The sequence below is a fragment of the Mycobacterium hainanense genome, assembly GCF_041890355.1.
Lineage (GTDB): Bacteria > Actinomycetota > Actinomycetes > Mycobacteriales > Mycobacteriaceae > Mycobacterium > Mycobacterium hainanense.
In genome coordinates this window covers 1,344,680-1,362,688 of the sequence record NZ_CP169059.1, presented here as the reverse complement: position 1 = coordinate 1,362,688, position 18,009 = coordinate 1,344,680, and the positions used below count along the sequence as shown (strand labels likewise).

General features: G+C 69.1%; 18 protein-coding genes. 4 read left to right on the top strand and 14 right to left on the bottom strand.

Annotated elements, in window-relative coordinates; all coding sequences use genetic code 11:
* Positions 1-15: 15 nt before the first annotated feature.
* The 5 genes from ACEL92_RS06530 to glyA all read right to left on the bottom strand — a co-directional run bounded on the left by ACEL92_RS06530 (position 16) and on the right by glyA (position 6,242).
* The gene (locus ACEL92_RS06530) at positions 16-1,476 is read right to left on the bottom strand and encodes an adenylate/guanylate cyclase domain-containing protein (protein WP_374024814.1); all 1,461 of its coding nucleotides are present in this window, start codon (positions 1,474-1,476) and stop codon (positions 16-18) included.
* Between the two features lie 91 nt (positions 1,477-1,567).
* On the bottom strand, positions 1,568-2,443 hold the full coding sequence (locus ACEL92_RS06525; RefSeq protein WP_374024813.1) for a polysaccharide deacetylase family protein: 876 nt from the start codon (positions 2,441-2,443) through the stop codon (positions 1,568-1,570).
* A gap of 84 nt (positions 2,444-2,527) precedes the next feature.
* Positions 2,528-3,829, bottom strand: a complete 1,302-nt coding sequence (locus ACEL92_RS06520; RefSeq protein WP_055404939.1) for a PhoH family protein — start codon at positions 3,827-3,829, stop codon at positions 2,528-2,530.
* 219 nt (positions 3,830-4,048) lie between these two features.
* Positions 4,049-4,876, bottom strand: coding sequence for an acyl-ACP desaturase (locus ACEL92_RS06515; RefSeq protein ID WP_374024812.1), 828 nt, complete (start codon positions 4,874-4,876; stop codon positions 4,049-4,051).
* An 85-nt stretch (positions 4,877-4,961) separates the two neighbouring features.
* Positions 4,962-6,242: a serine hydroxymethyltransferase gene (gene glyA, locus ACEL92_RS06510; RefSeq protein ID WP_374026104.1), complete on the bottom strand. Its 1,281-nt coding sequence runs from the start codon at positions 6,240-6,242 to the stop codon at positions 4,962-4,964.
* A 125-nt stretch (positions 6,243-6,367) separates the two neighbouring features.
* Between glyA and coaA the strand changes: the two genes are divergently transcribed.
* Positions 6,368-7,306: a type I pantothenate kinase gene (gene coaA, locus ACEL92_RS06505; protein WP_374024811.1), complete on the top strand. Its 939-nt coding sequence runs from the start codon at positions 6,368-6,370 to the stop codon at positions 7,304-7,306.
* A gap of 3 nt (positions 7,307-7,309) precedes the next feature.
* Here the strand turns inward: coaA and ACEL92_RS06500 are convergent, their stop codons facing one another.
* The 3 genes from ACEL92_RS06500 to ACEL92_RS06490 form a co-directional block, all read right to left on the bottom strand.
* The gene (locus ACEL92_RS06500) at positions 7,310-7,735 is read right to left on the bottom strand and encodes a hypothetical protein (RefSeq protein ID WP_374024810.1); all 426 of its coding nucleotides are present in this window, start codon (positions 7,733-7,735) and stop codon (positions 7,310-7,312) included.
* A gap of 213 nt (positions 7,736-7,948) precedes the next feature.
* Positions 7,949-9,319: a hypothetical protein gene (locus tag ACEL92_RS06495; RefSeq protein WP_374024809.1), complete on the bottom strand. Its 1,371-nt coding sequence runs from the start codon at positions 9,317-9,319 to the stop codon at positions 7,949-7,951.
* Between the two features lie 174 nt (positions 9,320-9,493).
* A complete protein-coding gene (locus ACEL92_RS06490; protein WP_374024808.1) occupies positions 9,494-10,282 on the bottom strand; it encodes a (2Z,6E)-farnesyl diphosphate synthase in 789 nt (262 codons plus the stop codon).
* A gap of 156 nt (positions 10,283-10,438) precedes the next feature.
* Here ACEL92_RS06490 and ACEL92_RS06485 point away from each other — a divergent pair, with 156 nt between their 5' ends.
* Complete coding sequence (locus ACEL92_RS06485) at positions 10,439-11,218, top strand: hemolysin III family protein (protein ID WP_374024807.1); 780 nt, start codon at positions 10,439-10,441, stop codon at positions 11,216-11,218.
* Here ACEL92_RS06485 and ACEL92_RS06480 read toward each other — a convergent pair.
* The 4 genes from ACEL92_RS06480 to mca are packed head-to-tail and all read right to left on the bottom strand — an operon-like array spanning position 11,205 to position 14,758.
* A complete protein-coding gene (locus tag ACEL92_RS06480) occupies positions 11,205-11,576 on the bottom strand; it encodes a nuclear transport factor 2 family protein (protein WP_374024806.1) in 372 nt (123 codons plus the stop codon). The genes ACEL92_RS06485 and ACEL92_RS06480 overlap by 14 nt on opposite strands.
* An 11-nt stretch (positions 11,577-11,587) precedes the next feature.
* On the bottom strand, positions 11,588-13,600 hold the full coding sequence (locus ACEL92_RS06475) for a thioredoxin domain-containing protein (RefSeq protein WP_374024805.1): 2,013 nt from the start codon (positions 13,598-13,600) through the stop codon (positions 11,588-11,590).
* On the bottom strand, positions 13,587-13,889 hold the full coding sequence (locus ACEL92_RS06470) for a hypothetical protein (RefSeq protein ID WP_374024804.1): 303 nt from the start codon (positions 13,887-13,889) through the stop codon (positions 13,587-13,589). Before ACEL92_RS06470 ends, ACEL92_RS06475 begins: the two co-directional genes overlap by 14 nt.
* A complete protein-coding gene (gene mca / locus ACEL92_RS06465; RefSeq protein WP_374024803.1) occupies positions 13,886-14,758 on the bottom strand; it encodes a mycothiol conjugate amidase Mca in 873 nt (290 codons plus the stop codon). The genes ACEL92_RS06470 and mca overlap by 4 nt, the downstream gene beginning before the upstream one ends.
* A 115-nt stretch (positions 14,759-14,873) precedes the next feature.
* Here mca and ACEL92_RS06460 point away from each other — a divergent pair, with 115 nt between their 5' ends.
* Positions 14,874-15,299: a DUF4307 domain-containing protein gene (locus ACEL92_RS06460; protein ID WP_374024802.1), complete on the top strand. Its 426-nt coding sequence runs from the start codon at positions 14,874-14,876 to the stop codon at positions 15,297-15,299.
* A gap of 224 nt (positions 15,300-15,523) precedes the next feature.
* Positions 15,524-16,018 carry a transcription elongation factor GreA gene (greA, locus tag ACEL92_RS06455; RefSeq protein ID WP_374024801.1) on the top strand — a complete coding sequence of 165 codons (495 nt, stop codon included), beginning with the start codon at positions 15,524-15,526 and terminating at the stop codon, positions 16,016-16,018.
* 34 nt (positions 16,019-16,052) lie between these two features.
* On the opposite strand, the gene ACEL92_RS06450 is transcribed toward greA, so the two are convergent.
* Positions 16,053-17,213 (bottom strand): cystathionine gamma-synthase, encoded by a 1,161-nt coding sequence (locus ACEL92_RS06450; protein WP_374024800.1) that lies wholly within the window; start codon positions 17,211-17,213, stop codon positions 16,053-16,055.
* 48 nt (positions 17,214-17,261) lie between these two features.
* Positions 17,262-17,972 carry an RDD family protein gene (locus tag ACEL92_RS06445; RefSeq protein ID WP_374024799.1) on the bottom strand — a complete coding sequence of 237 codons (711 nt, stop codon included), beginning with the start codon at positions 17,970-17,972 and terminating at the stop codon, positions 17,262-17,264.
* Positions 17,973-18,009: the final 37 nt, after the last annotated feature.

Here is an 18,009-nt window from a genome sequence, read left to right as displayed (position 1 = left end):
GCGGCTTCCCGGGCGCTAGCTCGACGCCGGCGCCGAGACCTGGGTGGCTTCCGAGCGTCCCCGCAGGACCGTGGAATAGCACTCGGCCCAATGCGTCTGCTCGGCTTCCCCGGCCCGCTCGATCGCACCTGCCGCGCACAGGATCCGTCGGTCGGCGGTCTTGGCGAGATCGGCCAACCGCGCGGCCTCGTTGACCGCGTCGCCGATCACCGTGTACTCGTAGCGGTTCTCGGCGCCGATGTTGCCGGCGAAGACTCGGCCCGCCGAGACGCCGATGCCGAAATCGACCGGCAGGCGCCGCAATTGGGCGCCCAGGGCGCGGGCGGTCGCCAGGGCGGCCGAGGCGGGCTCGCTGATGGGCAACGGCACTCCGAAGACGGCCAGCGCGGCGTCGCCGACGAACTTGTTGATCAGCCCTTGGTGTTCGTCGACGGCGTTCACGACGATGCGGAAGAAGTCGTTGAGGATCTCGGCAACCTCTTGGGGCGGACGGCTTTCCGCCAGCTGCGTGGAACCCACCAGGTCGATGTAGAGGACCGCCGCCTCGACCACGTCTCCCGACAGCGAGGCGCCCTCGGTGATGGCACGCTGGGCGACGTCCGCCCCGACGTGGCGCCCGAACAGGTCGCGCAGCCGGTCGCGCTCGGCCAGCCCGGCCACCATGCGATTGAAACCCGTTTGCAGCCGCCCGATCTGGGAGCGTTCGTAGGCCCCGACGTAGGTTCCGATGCGGCCGTGCTCGACCTCCGCCATCGCGTCGACGACCTCGCCGAGCGGATCCGAGATGGATCGGGAGGTCAAGATCATGGTCGGCAGCCCCAGCACCAGCGCCGCCAGCGAGACCACCAGGATAGGGACATCCAGCGATGTCGACTTCTCGATCAGCCAGCCGTAGGAGCGCAGGACGACCAGCGTCGCGATCACCCCGATGGGGAAGGCGCTGCACAGAAACCACAGCAGGACCAGCCGGGCGTACACGCCCGGCACGGCCATCCGCGGCTCGCAGCCCAGCGTGGCCGCGCGCATGATCGGCCGCAGGACACGCTGCGCCAACAGCATCGCCGTGCCGGCGGCCGCCGGCCCGCCCAGCAGGACGCCCAGCGCAATGGGCAACAGCAGCTGCGCGCCGCCGCCCAGGTTCCGCAACATGAAGATGCCGCCGCTCACGGCCCAGGCCCCGAACAGGATCGCCGACTGCCGCCCCGGCAGCTTCATCGCGGCGTCCCGCTGCGCCTGGTCGGGTTCGGCGCCGGCGACATACCAGCGCAGCGTCGGGGCCACGCTCAGCATCCCGGCCACCGCGACGCCGACGATGCCCGACAGGACGAGCCCCACGACGGCCGCCGTGTTGGTTTGCGCGAAGTCGGAGTTGGCGCCGACGGACGTGTGGCCCCGCAGCGGGATCAAGATGGCGGCCGCCTCGACGACGGCCAGGACGTAGGACAGGGCGAGGTAACTGCCGTATTCAATTGCCAAGCGGCGGAAGGACTCTCGCTGCCCTGTCGCCGCCGCCCTGGGACGCCGACTGGTACGGAGCCAGGTGGCCGCGCGCGCCCCCGAGTGTGGCCTAGGCACCGTTGTTCGGGCCGCCCGAGTTCTGGCCCGGGATGTCGGTGATCGGGAAGTTGGGCATCGGCTTCGGCGACGGCGTGTTCGGCAGGGTGGGGATGTCGCTCGCCGGGATGTCGTGCAGTTGGTTGACGGGTGGCCCGTTCTCGCGGCTGCCGTAGCTGCTACCGGGCGCCCGCGGACCGAGCAGTTCGCTGACCGTCACCATCCGGTAGCCGTTGGCCTTGAGCACAGGGAGGAACTGATAGACCAAATCGACGGTGCTCGAGTAGGTGTTGTGGAACAACACCACCGAACCCGGCTTGATGTACGTCATCAGCATGTAGCGCGTCGCGGCCGTGTTCGAATCGTTGGCCCAATCGAAAGGGATGACATCCCAGAGGATTTCGGCGAGACCGAACTTCGCCGCGGTCTGCCGGACGGCGTCGGTGGACAACCCGCCCGCGGGGCGATACAACGTCGGCGTCCGCCCCGTCGCGGCGGTGATCGCGTCGTTGGCCTTGGCGAATTGGGGGGCGATGTCTTCCGGTGGGATGGTCGCCATGTTGGGGTGCTCCCATGTGTGGCTGCCGATCTCCATGCCCGCATCGGCGATCCGCTTGGCGCCCGCCGGGTTGGCGGCGACCTTGTTGCCGATCAGGAAGAACGTCGCTTTCGCGTCGTTGTCCTTCAGGACCTGCAGCAGTCGCTCGTCGAACGGCCCGGGCCCGTCGTCAAACGTCAGCGCGACGCACTTGACCACCGAGCAGCTCAGGTTGTCGGCGCGGGTCACATGGCCGGTGAGCCCGCCGATGACCAGCACCGCGACGGCCGCGAGGACACCGACCACCATGCGCCCATAGCGCCAGGCCTGGTTGTCGGGTCGTTTCGGCACCGTCGAAGTTTACCTGCCGATGGATGCGCGATCGGGGCGTCAACCGTGGGTGCGGCCTTCAGGGTGAGTCGACCTTGGGCGCCGTCACTGCGGGCCGGCGATCTCCTCGAGCATCTCGGTGACCAGCGCGGCGATCGGCGACCGCTCGCTGCGCAACAGCGTGATGTGGGCGAACAGCGGGTGACCCTTGAGCTTCTCGATCACCGCGGCGACGCCGTCGTGCCGGCCGACCCGCAGGTTGTCGCGCTGGGCGATGTCGTGGGTCAGCACCACCCGCGACCCGGCACCCAGCCTGGACAGCACCGTCAGCAGGACGTTGCGCTCCAGCGACTGCGCCTCGTCGACGATCACGAACGAGTCGTGCAGTGAGCGGCCCCGGATGTGGGTCAGCGGCAGCACCTCGAGCATGCCGCGGGAGAGCACTTCCTCCAGCACGGCGGGGCTGGCCAGCCCTTCGAGCGTGTCGAAGACCGCCTGCGCCCAGGGCCCCATCTTCTCGCTCTCGCTGCCGGGCAGGTAGCCCAGCTCCTGGCCGCCGACGGCGTAGAGCGGGCGGAAGACCACCACCTTGCGCTGGGTCCGCCGTTCCAGCACCGCCTCCAGACCGGCGCACAGCGCCAGCGCCGACTTGCCTGTGCCCGCCTTGCCGCCCAGCGACACGATGCCCACGGACTCGTCGAGCAGCAGGTCGAGCGCCACTCGCTGCTCGGCCGACCGGCCGCGCAGGCCGAACGCCTCGCGGTCGCCGCGCACCAGCTGGACACGCTTGTCCGCGTTGACCCGGCCCAGCGCGTGCGAGCTTCCGCCGAGCAGCCGGATACCGGTGTGGCAGGGGAGATCCCGCGCCTCGGCCAGGTCTATCTCACCCTCGGCGAACAGCGCGTCGATGTCCTCGGTGGCGGTCTCGATCTCGCGCATGCCCGACCACCCCGAGGCCACCACATCCTGAGCGTGATACTCGTCGGCGGCCAAGCCGACCGCGGCGGCCTTGACGCGAAGCGGAATGTCCTTGCTCACCAACGTGACTCGCTTGCCCTCGGCAGCGAGGTTTGCGGCGCAACTCAAAATCCGGCAGTCGTTGTTGTCGCTGCGGAAACCCGCGGGCAGCACCGCCGGATCGGTGTGGTTGAGCTCAACGTGAAGCGTACCGCCCTGCGCCCCAACAGGAATGGGCTGATCGAGGCGTCCGTGCACCAGCCGGAGATCATCGAATAGCCGCAACGCCTGACGGGCAAACCACCCCAACTCGTGGTGATGCCGTTTGGCCTCCAGTTCGCTGATCACCACCAGCGGGACCACCACCTCGTGCTCGGCGAACCGGCTACATGCCCACGGGTCGGACAGCAGCACGGAAGTGTCGATCACGTAGGTCCGGATTTCGGTCACGTAGCGCTCCTCGAGCGGGGTAAGCCCGCGCGGACCCGCACAGGCATGTCGGCGGGAACTGCGACACCAGGACCGGGGCCGGTCCTTCCGTTGTGATGACGGGAGGTGCCGCCCTGGCAGCTGAGCATGACGCTGACCATCGAGAACGACGCTACTCTCGTCGCCGCTTCGCAGCAGCGCAGGCGCGCCGACGTCTACGCGCTCACGCGCGAGAATCGGCTAGCCGATGACGAACTGCTTGAGGGCGGGCTCGTCGGCCACACCCCACTCGGTAATGCGATCCGAGATCGCCTGCCGTAGCTGCTGTTGGTCGAAGATGCCCGCATCGGCGACGTTGCGCAGCTTGTCCTGGTAGGAGTCGATGTCCGCGCCGGGCACCTGCAGGTCGGCGGCGCGTGCCGCGATGGCGGCGATCGTCTCGTCGCGGGTGTATTGCAGGCAGTGCTCGACCAGGTTGGAGAAGAACAGCTCGTGCCGCCGCTCGTCTCGCGCGATGCGGTCGATGAGCCCGGCCAGGATGGGCTCCTCGAGCTTCGCGGCCAGGTTCTCGCAGAAGACGGCGTAGGTGCGCTCGGAGAAGGCCATGTACACCAAGGTTTCCACCTGCGTGTAGGTGTCCGCGCGGTAGCCCTTCATGACGTAGGCGACCCGGGCCTCCTCGTTGGCGGTCGGGTCGACCTCGCGGGTGACCACCAGGTATTCGCGCAGCGCGATGGCGTGCAGGTGCTCCTCCGCGGTCCACCGGCCCAGCCAGCGGCCCCACCAGTCTTCGAGGATGAAGTGCTCGACGAGTTCGCGGTGATGCCCCGCCAGGTTGTCCTTGAGCAGCAGCAGGATCTCGCAGGCATCGGTGTACTCGCGCGGCAGCGTCGCGTCGGACGGTTCCCAGTCCCGTCCACCGAGGAAGGCGAAATTCTCGCCCCGGTCGAACGGCACGTAGTCGTGGGCAAACCAGAGTTCCTCGGTGTTGAGGTGGCGGTCCATGTTGGCCTCGCACACCGGCTCCAGTTCCAGGGTCAGCGCGTTAGCTACAGGTTTCTGTGCCATGCGGTTACTGTAACTCCCATACACAGGTTCGTGAAATCGCCCGGCCCGTGTCGCGACAACTGGTGACTTTGGTCCCTGCTCCGCGTCAGCGGTCGACCAGCGTCCACTCCTCGAGGCCGTCGTACAGCGGGAAGTCACGGGCGAGCCGGGTCACCCGCTGCCGCAGGGCGGACAGGTCGGCCGCGGTGCCGGCCGCCAGTGCGGTGGCGATGACGTCGGCGACCTCGGTGAACTCCGCATCCCCGAAACCCCGGGTCGCCAGCGCGGGCGTCCCCACCCGCAGGCCCGAGGTCACCATCGGCGGGCGCGGGTCGTTGGGGACCGCGTTGCGGTTGACCGTGATGCCGATTTCGTGCAGCAGGTCCTCGGCGGCCTTGCCATCGAGCGGGGAGTTGCGCAGGTCGACCAGCACCAGGTGGACGTCGGTGCCGCCGCTGACCACCGACACGCCGGCCTTGGCGACGTCGGGCGCGGTCAGCCGGTCGGCGATGATGCGGGCGCCGGACAGGGTGCGCTGCTGGCGGTCGGCGAACTCGGGGGTGCCGGCGATCTTGAGCGCGACGGCCTTGCCCGCGATGACGTGCATCAGCGGTCCGCCCTGCTGGCCGGGGAACACCGCGGAGTTGATGGACTTGGCGTACTCCTGCTTGCCCAGGATCAGGCCGGAACGCGGGCCGCCCAGCGTCTTGTGCACCGTCGTGGACACCACGTCGGCGTGCGGCACCGGCGAGGGGTGCAGTCCGACGGCGACCAGCCCCGCGAAGTGTGCCATGTCCACCCAGAGCTTCGCGTCGACCTCGTCGGCGATCGAGCGGAACGCCGCAAAGTCGAGGATCCGCGGGTAGGCCGACCATCCCGCGATGATGACCTTGGGGCGGAACTCGAGGGCCTTGGCCCGCACCGCGTCCATGTCGACCAGATGCGTCGTGGGATCCACGCCGTAGAAACCGGTTTCGTAGAGCTTGCCGGAGAAGTTCAGCTTCATTCCGTGCGTCAAATGGCCGCCGTTGGCCAGGTCGAGGCCCAGCAGGCGCTCCCCCGGCGTCATCAACGCGTGCAGGACGGCCGCGTTGGCCTGCGCGCCCGAATGCGGCTGCACGTTGGCGAAGTCGGCACCGAAGAGCGCCTTGGCCCGGTCGCGGGCGATGTTCTCCACGACGTCCACGTACTCGCAGCCGCCGTAGTACCGCCGGCCGGGGAGACCCTCGGCGTATTTGTTCGTGAGCACGCTGCCCTGGGCCTGCAGCACCGAGCGCGGCACGAAGTTCTCCGAGGCGATCATCTCCAGCGTGTCGCGCTGGCGGCCCAGTTCCTTGCCGAGCAGCTCGGCGATATCGGGGTCGACCTCGGCGAGCGGGGAGGACATGAGGGAGGCTGTGCCGGAGCGAGCGGGACGGGCGTCGGGTGCAGCAGTCACGGGGCCAGTCTATCCAGCGACGGTTTAGCCAGCCCAGCCGTCGGGCGCGCGTCCGCCCCTGCAACACTTGCACCATGCCGCGGCTTAGCGAGCCGAGCCCCTATGTGGAGTTCGACCGAAAGCAATGGCGCGCGCTTCGCATGTCGACGCCGCTGGCCCTGACCGAAGAGGAACTGGTGGGCCTGCGCGGCCTCGGCGAGCAGCTTGACCTCCTCGAAGTGGAAGAGGTCTACCTGCCGCTGGCCCGGCTCATCCACCTTCAGGTCGCCGCCCGCCAGCGGTTGTTCGCCGCCACCGCGGAGTTCCTCGGCGAGCCGCAGCAGAATCCGGGCCGGCCGGTGCCGTTTGTGATCGGCGTGGCCGGCAGCGTCGCGGTAGGAAAATCCACCACCGCCCGCGTGCTGCAGGCCCTGCTGGCCCGCTGGGATCACCACCCGAGGGTCGACCTGGTGACCACCGACGGCTTCCTGTACCCGAACGCCGAACTCGACCGGCGAAACCTGATGCACCGCAAAGGTTTTCCGGAAAGCTACAACCGCCGGGCGCTGATGCGGTTCGTGACGTCGGTCAAGTCCGGCTCCGACTACGCGTGCGCGCCGGTCTACTCGCACCTGAAATACGACATCATTCCCGGGGCCAAGCACGTGGTCCGCCATCCCGACATCTTGATCCTGGAGGGCCTCAACGTGCTGCAGACCGGGCCGACCCTGATGGTGTCGGACCTGTTCGACTTCTCGCTGTACGTGGACGCCCGCATCGAGGACATCGAGCAGTGGTACGTATCGCGGTTTCTGTCGTTGCGCAGCACGGCCTTCGCGGACCCGGAATCGCACTTCCACCACTACTCCGCCCTCAACGACACCAAGGCCGTCGTCGCGGCGCGCGAAATCTGGCGATCCATCAACCGGCCAAACCTGGTCGAGAACATCCTGCCCACGCGGCCCCGGGCCACCCTGGTGCTGCGCAAGGACGCCGACCATTCGATCAACCGGCTCCGGCTGCGCAAGCTCTAGCGGTCACGCCGTCTCGAGCCGGCGCACCCCCAGGTACTGCAGCCCGGCGAACGCCGCGGTGTACAGGCCGATGGCCAGCGTCGCGGCAATCCCGGTCGCCGACAGCGACAGCACGCCCGCGGCCACGATCGCCGCCAGCGTGAACACGATGTTGGCCACGATGACACCGATGCCGACGCGGCGCAGGTTCGGCGCCGCCGCAACGAGGAAAACGGCCAGGCCGCTGAGCACGAAGAGGGCGCCAAGGCTGTATTCCTGCAACGACGTCAGCCCCGTCAGCGATGCAAGCGGATCGGCGAGAAAGGCGATGGCCAAACCACACAGTCCCGTCAGGGTGGCGTCGGCGCGCATCGCGAAACGCAGCAGCGAATCAGTCGCGTCGTACAGGGGTCGGGTTGCCAGACCGGGTGCGCCAGATGCATACATCATGTGATTACTCCTCGCGATGGCGATTGGGGTCGAACATCAGCGTGCCGCCGGCCCACTGCTATATCGACTCGTGGCACTGCCAACTACTGCCACGCAAACACAGACCAGCGAGTTCACCTGGCTATTCCCGGTTGCGGGCCCGAATCCCGATTGTTATTCGACAGACGCCAGCCTGGCATTCACCAGCCCCAACAGTCACAGAGGGGCGCGACGCTAGTCGCTGGTCACCGGGATGCGGGCCCGCAGGTCGGCGGCGATCAGCCGGGCGGCGGCATTCTGCCAGTTGTGCAGCGAGCGTTGCGGCACCTCGGTGACCAGCCACTGCCAGGCCTGGCGGGCGACAGGATCCAATCCCGAGGCGGTGGCGTTTTGCGCATACGCGCGCACACCCACGACGTACGGGAAGTAGAGCGAGTTGTAGTGGCGCCACTGATCGGTGGTCCCGAAGTCACCCGCGTCGCGCGGTTTGAGCCGTCCGATCGCCTCGGCGAGAACCGCCTTGAGCTCGTTGGCCCGTTCCAGCGGATGGTCGGGTGCGCCCCGGGCGGCGAGCCGCTCGTCGATGATGGGCAACGCGGTCAACGGGCTGGCGACCAGCTTGCTCAGGTCCGCGTAGTGCGTCAGGGCGCGGCGGGTGAGCCTGGCGAACGTGGCGTCGTCCACGTGGTCGAGCGGATGCACCGAGCGCAACGGCAGCGCCGCGCCGGTGTTGCGCAGCGCGGCCCGATCCTCGCGCAGCGCAGGCGATTTCGAGAATGCCAGCCGGTCGAGGACTCCGGCCAGCGGATCCGCGAGCACCTGCACGGCGATCGCGACCCCCAGGCTGGTGAACAACAGCGCGGTCAACGCGGTCTGCGCGGCGCGGTCGTCACGGGTCAGCGCGAGGCCGATCAGCGCCTGGGCGCCGAACAACACCGCCACCGCCACCGAGCCGGCGAACGAGCGGAGCATGTCGGCGCGCAGCGCCTGGCCCTCGTCGAACGCGTCCCACAGCGCGACGGCGATCCCGAGGGAAAGGACGTCGATGCTCGTCGACGCCAGGGCCACCCAGCTGGGCACCAGGCCTAGCGGAATGATCAGGATGGCGTTGCCCAGTGCGAAGAACAGGGTCGCGACGACGGCGAGCCCGACGGCCGACCGCGGCCGGCGGGGCTGCCGCAACGCGACGGCCATCGCGCCGAAGGTGGATACCGAGATCGCCGCGAACATCAGCCAATGGCCCGCGCGCAGCGGCCCGTCGACGCTGCCGGCCAGCGTCGCCCCGACCAGCGTCAGCGCCGCAACCCCGGCCACCAGCAACACCTCTCGGGTGCGCGCCCTCGAACCGTCGCTGGGCCGGCACAGCTCGGCGAGCACGGCGAACCATGCCACGCCGGGGATCGCCACCAGGTAGATCTCGATGCGACTGAGCAGGTGCGCGTCCGCGGGGCTGACGGTCCGCACGGCGTCCAACCCCACCACGAGTGCGAAGCCGCACAGCCCGATCGCCGCCAGCACCAGAACCGGCTTGCGTGGATCGCGAGCCAGCAGGTACAACCCGAGCCAGCCGCTCAGCGTGAACACCACCGCCGACAGCGCAGCCATGAACTTAGTTTGTCACTTCCCATTCGTGCCGACCCGCCGCGCCCGGCTCCGCCGCGCTTGCGATCGTCACATCCGATTCGTGCCGACCCGCCGCGCCCGGCTCCGCCGCGCTTGCGATCGTCACATCCGATTCGTGCCGACCCGCCGCGCCCGGCTCCGCCGCGCTTGCGATCGTCACTTGCCGTACCTGCGGTGCCGCTGACTGTAGTCACGCAAGGCACGCAGAAAATCGACCCGGCGGAATGCGGGCCAGTGCGCCTCCGTGAACCACATCTCCGAATACGCGCTCTGCCACAACAGGAACCCCGAGAGGCGCTGCTCCCCCGAGGTGCGGATGACCAGGTCGGGATCGGGTTGCCCTGAGGTGTAGAGGTTTTCGGAGATGCCGTCGACGGTGACCGCGTCGATGAGCTCCTCGGCGGACGCACCGTTGGCGAGCTCCTTGCTCAGCAGCGCCCGCACCGCGCCGACGATCTCGCGACGGCCGCCGTAACCCACCGCGACGTTGACGTGGAACGGCGCCACGACGGGCGTCGACTCCACCGCGCCGCGCAACCGCCGGGCCGGTTCCTCACCGAGCAACTCCAGATCGCCGACGGTGCGCACGCTCCAGCGGTTGGCCGGTGCGCAGATCTCCTCGACGACATCGGTGATGATCTCGATGAGGCCGGCCAGCTCCTCGGGATCGCGCTGCAGATTCTCGGTGGACAGCAGGTAGACCGTGGTCATCTCGATGCCGGCCTCCTGGCACCAGCGCAGCATCTCGGCGATTTTCGTGGCTCCCATGCGGTAGCCGTAGCTGACGTCGGTGTAGCCGGCGTCGCGCGCCCATCTCCGGTTGCCGTCGCACAGGACCGCGATGTGGCGGGGCAGGTGGGATTTGGACGACGCCAGGCCCTGCCGCAACCGCAGCTCGTAGACGCGATACAGCGGCTCTTTGAGACGCGGCGGGATAATTTCCACGGAGACTGAGCCTACTGTGAGCTACACCAATTTCCCCCCTGCCAATCCGGCGATCTCACCGCGGTGCCGACACAACTGGACGGCGGTTGCCGATTACTGTGGCGGGTAAGCAGCCACTGGCAGTTTCCCGACCTGTACGACGAGGCCCCAGGAGATATGAGCAGCCAGACGAGCACACCCGCCAGCCCAGAACGCGGAGCCGAGGCCATCACGCCCGGCAACACGGTCGAACAGCTTGTCGAAAGCGCGGCCAACGTCCTAACCAAGCCCCGCATGCGCGGCTGGATCCACTTCTACTCGGCGTGGTTGGCCGTGGTCACCGGCGCGACACTGGTGTCGGTGTCGTGGGCGGTCTCCTCGCCGCGCGCTGGGCACTCGACGCTGGTGTATGCGGCGGCCACGGTGGCGATGTTCGCCGTCAGCGCCACCTACCACCGGGTGCAGTGGAAGTCCGCGGCCGCCCGCAACCTGATGAAGCGGCTCGACCACTCGATGATCTTCGTCTTCATCGCCGGCAGCTACACGCCGTTCGCCCGCCTGGCGATGCCGCAGCAGACGGGGATGCTGGTCGAGTGCATCGTCTGGGGCGGTGCGGCGGCGGGCATCCTGCTCAAGGTGTGCTGGCCGACGTCGCCGCGCTGGCTGGGTGTACCCCTCTATATCGTGCTCGGGTGGGTGGCCGTGTGGTTCTGTCCCACGATCCTCCACGAGGCGGGTGTGGCCGCGATGGTGCTGCTGGCCACCGGCGGCGTGTTCTACAGCGTCGGCGGAATCTTCTACGCGCTGCGCTGGCCCGACCCGTGGCCCAGCACGTTCGGCTACCACGAGATCTTCCACGCCTTCACCGCCGTCGCGGCGATCCTGCACTACATCGCCATGTGGTTCGCGGTCTTCTACACCGGGACCGGCGCCTGGCTGGCGGCTACAGGTGGGTGACGTCGGCCGCTGACCAGTAGGCCCTCATGTGAGCGACCTTGCCGTCCTCGTCGAACGCCATCACGTCGATCGGCTCGATCACCATGCGGTGCTCCCCCGCGACGATCGTCAGGCGGAAATGAAAGGCCGCCTCGTTGCCGGCCACCCGCAGCGTCACCAGCTCGCATTCGCGCTGGACGTCGTTGACCGCCGAGTAGAAGCCGTGGATCGCCTGGCGGCCGATGTGCACCTCGCCGCCGACGGGATCCTCGACCGTGGCGTCATCGGCGTAGAGCTCGACCAGCTCGTCGGCGCCGCCCTTGGCGACCAGTTCGATGTAGCGGTTGACCGTGTCGGTGATGTGTTCGGCGCTCGGCATGAAACGTCACGCTACCGCGGCGCCGCCAGCGCCACCGCGAGGTCTGCGGCGGTGGTCACCGGCAGGTCGCACACCCGGCCGCGGCACACGTAGGCGGCGTCGGCGCCGGCCACCCGGTCGCGGCCCGTCAGCAGGGCCGACGAGTCCTTCTCGCCGCCCACGACGATCGCCCCGCCGGGCGCCAGCCGCCGCGCCTCGGCGAGCAGCGGCGACCGCGACGGATCGCAGGCGACCGCGATCTGCAGCGGCCCCCGAACCGCCGCCTCCGCCACGGCCACCCAGTGTCCCGCCGAACGTGGCGCGCGCTCCAGCAGCAGGGAGTGCGCGCCGAGCGCCTCGCGCGCGGCCCGCAGGTACCGCTCCGCGCGCTCTCCGTCGACCAGGTGCGCCGCGGTCAGCAGCGCCTCGGCGACCGAGGACGCGCCCGACGGGGTCGCGCCGTCCAGCGGGTCGGCGGGCCGCACCATCAGCCGCTCGGCGTCGTCGGCGGTATCGAACCAGCGACCCGGTTGCTCCGGGTCGGCGAAGTGCCGCAGCGCGGTGTCGAGCAGCTCGGTCGCCGCCGTCAGCCACGCGGCGTCGGCGTCCAGCTGATAGAGCGAAAGCAGCCCGGTGGCCAGCATCGCGTGGTCCTCGAGGATGGCGGCGCTGTCGCCGACCACCCCGCCCAGGCTGGCCCGCCGCAGCCGCCCGTCGACGAGGTGTGAACCCAGCAGTGCGGTCGCGCAGTCTCGCGCGGCCCGGGCCAGCTCGGGGTCGGCCAACGCGACGCTGGCCTCGGCCAACGCGGTGATCGCCAGGCCGTTCCAGGACGTGACGACCTTATCGTCACGCCCGGGCTGGGGTCGGGTCGAACGGGCGGCCAGCAGGGCGGCCCGCACCCGCTCCAACCGTTGCGGGTCGTCGGGATCGGTGGGGCATTGCAGCACCGAGGTTCCGTGTTCGAAGGTGCCGGTCGCGGTGACTGCGAAAACCGTTGCGGCCCAAAGGCCGTCGTCGGGGCCGAGCGCCTCGGTCAACTGCTCGGGCGTCCAGACATATGTCGAGCCCTCGCGGCCGTCGGCGTCGGCGTCCAGCGACGACGTGAAGACGGCACCGTCGGCCAGGTCGTCGAGCAGAAAGCGCGCGGTCTGGGCGGCGACGCGGCGCGCCAACGGGTCCCCGGTGCGCCGGGCCCAGTGTGCGTAGGCGCGCAGCAGCAACGCGTTGTCGTACAGCATCTTCTCGAAATGCGGTACCACCCAAGCGTTGTCGACACTGTAGCGGGCGAAGCCGCCGGCGAGCTGGTCGTAGATGCCGCCGCGGGCCATCGCGTTGCCGGTGCGCGCAACCGCGTCCAGCGCCGCCTGGGAACCGGTGCGCTCGTGATCGCGCAACAGCGCCTCGAGAATCGCCGAGGGCGGGAACTTGGGCGCGCCCCCGAAGCCGCCGCGCGCGGTGTCCTGGTCGTCGAGGACCGCGGCCACCGCGTGGTCACACAGCGCCGGCGCGACGTCCGGGCCGCCGGAAGGAAGGCCTGCCGCCATCGCACGCAACTCGCCGGCGATCGCGTCGGACGCCTCCTCCACCTCGCCACGGCGCTGGCGCCAGGTGCTGGAGACGGCCGAAAGAAGCTGCAGAAAGCTGTCTTTCGGGTAGTAGGTGCCGCAGAAGAAGGGCCGGCCGTCCGGGGTCAAAAAACACGTCATCGGCCAGCCGCCGTGCCCGGTCAGCGCGACGGTGGCGTTCATGTAGACGGCGTCGAGGTCCGGGCGCTCCTCCCGGTCGACCTTGATGCAGACGAACCCGGCGTTCATCGCGGCGGCCACCTCGTCGTCCTCGAATGATTCGTGGGCCATGACGTGACACCAGTGGCAGGCCGCGTAGCCGATGGAAAGCAGGATCGGCACGTCGCGCTCGGCCGCGGCCGCCAGGGCCTGCGGGGTCCACTGCTGCCAGTGCACCGGATTGTCGGCGTGCTGACGCAAATACGGGCTGGTGGCCAGCCCGAGGGTGTTGGTCGTGATCGCGTCAGCCGGGCTCATCGCCGGACCCCCGGGGCCGCTCCGGAGGGTTCGGTTGGCCCGGAGTGTGCCCGTCATTGACCGCGTCGGTACCCTCGTCGGCGGCCTGGTCGGGCTCGGGGTGCTTGGGGTCGAAGGACTCGGGCACCTTTTTCAGCTGCCGGTTCATCGACCGCAGCAGCAACAGCGTGGCGATGAGCAGCAGCACGACGATCAGCAGCCCGATCGGGCTGGCCTTGCCGAAGTCGGGCCCGGTGTGCTGCGGCGCGCCGTCCGCCACCGCGCTCGTCATCGCCAAGAGGTGGTTCACCCGTCGCTCTCGATTCCGGCGAACAGGTCGTCCTCGGGCAGCCGGACGGGGACCCGCGAGCGCGCCAGCTCGAATTCCTCCGTCGGCCACAGCCGCTGCTGCCATTCGATGGGCGCGGCGAAGAAGTCGTGCTCGGGGTCGATCTGGGTGGTGTGCGCCCGCAGCGCGTCATCGCGCTGGCTGAAGTACTTCGAGCACTCGACGCGCGTCGTCACCCGGGACTCGAAGGGGTCGTGCGCGGCGTCCCAATGCTCGAGCCACTTCTTGAAGGGGGGCTCCTGACCGTGTTTGAGGGCCTCGTCGTGCAGCAATTGCATCCGGGCCCGCAGGAACCCGTGGATGTAATAGAGCTTGGACACCGTCCACGGCTCACCCGCGTCCGGAAAACGCCGATAGTCCCCTGCCGCCTCGAAGGCGCCGACCGAAACCTGGTGGCAGCGAATGTGATCGGGATGCGGGTAGCCGCCGTTCTCGTCGTAGGTCGTCATCACGTGCGGGCGGAACTCGCGGACCACGCGGACCAACGCCTCGACCGACTCCTCCAGGGGCACCAGTGCGAAGCAGCCTTCCGGCAGCGGCGGCGGCGGGTCCCCTTGCGGCAAGCCGGAGTCGACGAAGCCGAGCCAGGTGTGCTCGACCCCCAGGATCTCGGCGGCCTTCGCCATCTCGTCGCGGCGGATCTCGGCGATGTGGCCGTGCACCTCGGGCAGGTCCATCGCCGGGTTGAGGATGTCGCCGCGCTCACCGCCGGTCAGCGTCACCACCAGGACCCGGTGGCCCTCGTCAGCGTATCGGGCGAGGGTGGCCGCTCCCTTGCTGGACTCGTCATCGGGGTGGGCGTGCACCGCCATCAACCGCAGCTCGCTCACGTGCCCCCTTTGTCGGTCAACTGGTCGCCGGTTGCGAACCTATAATTCCAGTTCTTCAGATCGTTGCATGCCGCCGGCCAGAGTCCGGCAGCCGACCATCCAGGCATACCCACAGATGACCGAGACCTCCGCCTCACGTCCCGAGAGCCGCTACGGGCGCTCGCGGGTGCCCCGGCGTTGGGTGATCGTGGGCCTGGGCTCGCTGGTGGTCGCCGCCGGCCTGCTGATCGCCGTCGTCGGCTACCACCGGCTCGGGACCAGCCCCGTGACGGGCACACTGGCCGGCTATCGGCTGATCGACGACCAGACCGCGTCGGTAACGATCAGCGTGACGCGATCCGATCCGTCGCGGCCGGTGGACTGCATCGTGCGGGTCCGGGCGAAGGACGGCAGCGAGACGGGCCGGCGGGAGGTGCTGGTCCCGCCGGCCGAGGCGCCCACCGTGCAGCTGACCACCACGGTGAAGTCCAGCAAACCGCCGGCGATGGCCGACATCTACGGGTGCGGCACCGAAGTGCCCCCCTATCTGCGGCCGTCGTGAGCCCCTGACAATAGCCGAACTGCGAATTTGGGGTCATCGGATGTTTGCGCGGTGGTAACATGGGTGAATGCACGGTTCCTGATGGGACCGTGTATTGCTGCATTAAGGCCGTGAGCACAACGGATCGGCAGCACTCGGGGAGAGAACCCGGATACCTCCGTCGGCGGGGTTTAACAGGCTTACGCGCTTACGCGGAACGACAACAACACGAGGAGCACGACGAGATGACGGACACTTCGGTGACGTGGCTGACCCAGGAGTCACATGACCGGCTGAAGGCGGAGCTCGATCAGTTGATCGCGAATCGTCCGGTCATCGCCGCGGAGATCAACGACCGCCGGGAAGAAGGCGACCTGCGCGAGAACGGCGGCTACCATGCCGCCCGCGAGGAGCAGGGCCAGCAGGAGGCCCGCATTCGTCAGCTGCAGGACCTGCTCAACAACGCCAAGGTCGGCGAAGCGCCCAAGCAGTCCGGCGTCGCGTTGCCCGGTTCGGTGGTCAAGGTCTACTACAACGGCGACGAATCGGACACCGAGACGTTCCTGATCGCCACCCGCCAGGAGGGCGTCAACGACGGCAAGCTCGAGGTGTACTCGCCCAACTCCCCGCTGGGCGGCGCCCTGATCGACGCCAAGGTGGGCGAAACCCGCAGCTACGTCGTGCCCAACGGCAACACCGTCGAGGTCACGCTCGTCAGCGCGGAGCCCTATCACTCGTAGGGGGCGCTGGCCCGGTGGCCGCCTTCGGGCATAACTAGCCCAGGGCCTGTTCCAGGTCGGCCAGCAGGTCTGCGACGTCTTCGATGCCGACCGACAGCCGCACCAGGTCGTCGGGCACTTCCAGTTGCGAACCGGCCGTCGATGCGTGCGTCATGGCGCTGGGGTGCTCGATCAGCGACTCCACGCCCCCGAGCGATTCGGCCAGGATGAACACCTCGGTGCGGGCGCACAGATCCCGGGCGGCCTGTGCGCCGCCGCGCATGCGCACCGACACCATGCCGCCGAACCCGTGCATCTGCCGAGCGGCGACCCGGTGCCCCGGGTGGTCCGACAGGCCGGGATACAGCACGGCGCTCACCGCCGGATGCCCGGCCAGGAATTCCGCGACGGCCGCGGCGTTTTCGCTGTGCCGCTGCATCCGCAGCACCAGGGTCTTCAGGCCCCGCATGGTCAGGTAGGCGTCGAACGGGCCGGGCACCGCGCCGGCGCCGTTCTGCAGGAACGCGAAGGCCGCGTCCAACTCTGCGTCGTTGGTGATCAGCGCGCCGCCCACCACGTCGGAGTGGCCACCGATGTACTTGGTGGTCGAATGCAGCACCACGTCGGCGCCCAGCGCCAGCGGCTGCTGCACCGCGGGCGAGGCAAAAGTGTTGTCCACCAACACCTTCGACGAAGACTGGTTACCGACTTCGGCGAGGGCCACGATGTCGGCGATGGACAGCAGGGGGTTGGTCGGCGTCTCCACCCAGATCAGTCGGGTCCGCGGCGTGATCGCCGCGCGGACGGCGTCCACATCGGACAGCGCGACCGGCGTGTACTGAACGCCCCACTGCGTGAACACCTTGTCGATCAGCCGGAAGGTTCCGCCGTAGGCGTCGTTGGGGATGATGACGTGGTCGCCGGGCCGCAGGATGGCCCGCAGGGCGCAGTCGGTGGCGGCCATGCCCGAGCCGAACGCCCGCCCGTAGCGGCCCTCCTCGATGGCCGCGAGCGAGGTCTCCAGCGCGGCGCGCGTCGGGTTTCCGGTGCGCGCGTATTCGAACCCGCCGCGCAGGGCGCCGACGCCGTCCTGGGCGAAGGTGCTGCTGGCGTAGATCGGGGCGTTGACCGCCCCGGTCGCCGGGTCCGGCCGGTACCCGGCGTGGATTGCCTTGGTGGCGAGTCCGGTGAAGTGTCCGGTGCGGTCGGCGCTCATCGACGATCAGCCTAGGCGACGGCCGCCCGGGCTTCCGCGCCCGCACGACTAGCCCGGCTGCTGCTCGCTTCCGTCGAGCGGCAGGCAGACCGTCGTCATGATCTTGTCCGCCAGCGTTTGCCGCTTCGAATCCCACAGCGGGAAAAGGAAACCGATGAAGCAGATGATCGCGTCGACGAAGTGCGCCAGGGAACGCACCACCGACATTCCGAATCCGATCGGCTGCCCGGTGACCTCGCTGACCACCTTGAACTTCAGCACCGACTTGCCGACGCTCGACCCGGTGGTGCCCTGGCGGTAGCCGTAGTTCCAGATCAGATAGAACAGCCCCACCAGCGACGCCAGCCACTGCGCGGCCAGGCCGAGGGTGGAGTTCTGGGTCGCGCAGTACTGGTTGACGGCGTACTGCGTGACGTCGGTGACGCAGGCCGTCTGCTGCGTGGCGACCAGGATCCCGGTGCCGATGCCGTGCACGACGGCGTACGGGAGAATGTCGATCACGAACGCCAGGAACCGGTTGAGCCACGGCGTGTAGGACTCGGTCGGCAACGTGCGGATCGCCGGTCCCGGAGGGGGTGGGGCGTACCCACCGGAGGACGGCGGCGGAGGCGGATAGGAGCCGCCGCCGGGCGGCGGCGGGGGCGGCGGGTAGGAACTGCCGGCCGGTGCCGAGGGCGCGGGCGGGGGCTCCTGACCACCGGGTGATCCGGGCGGTGGCGCAGGCGGGTAGGCGCCGCCGGGCGGCGGTTGATCGGTCATGAGCACCCCTTCCACTGCGAACCAGCTGAGCCAGGCG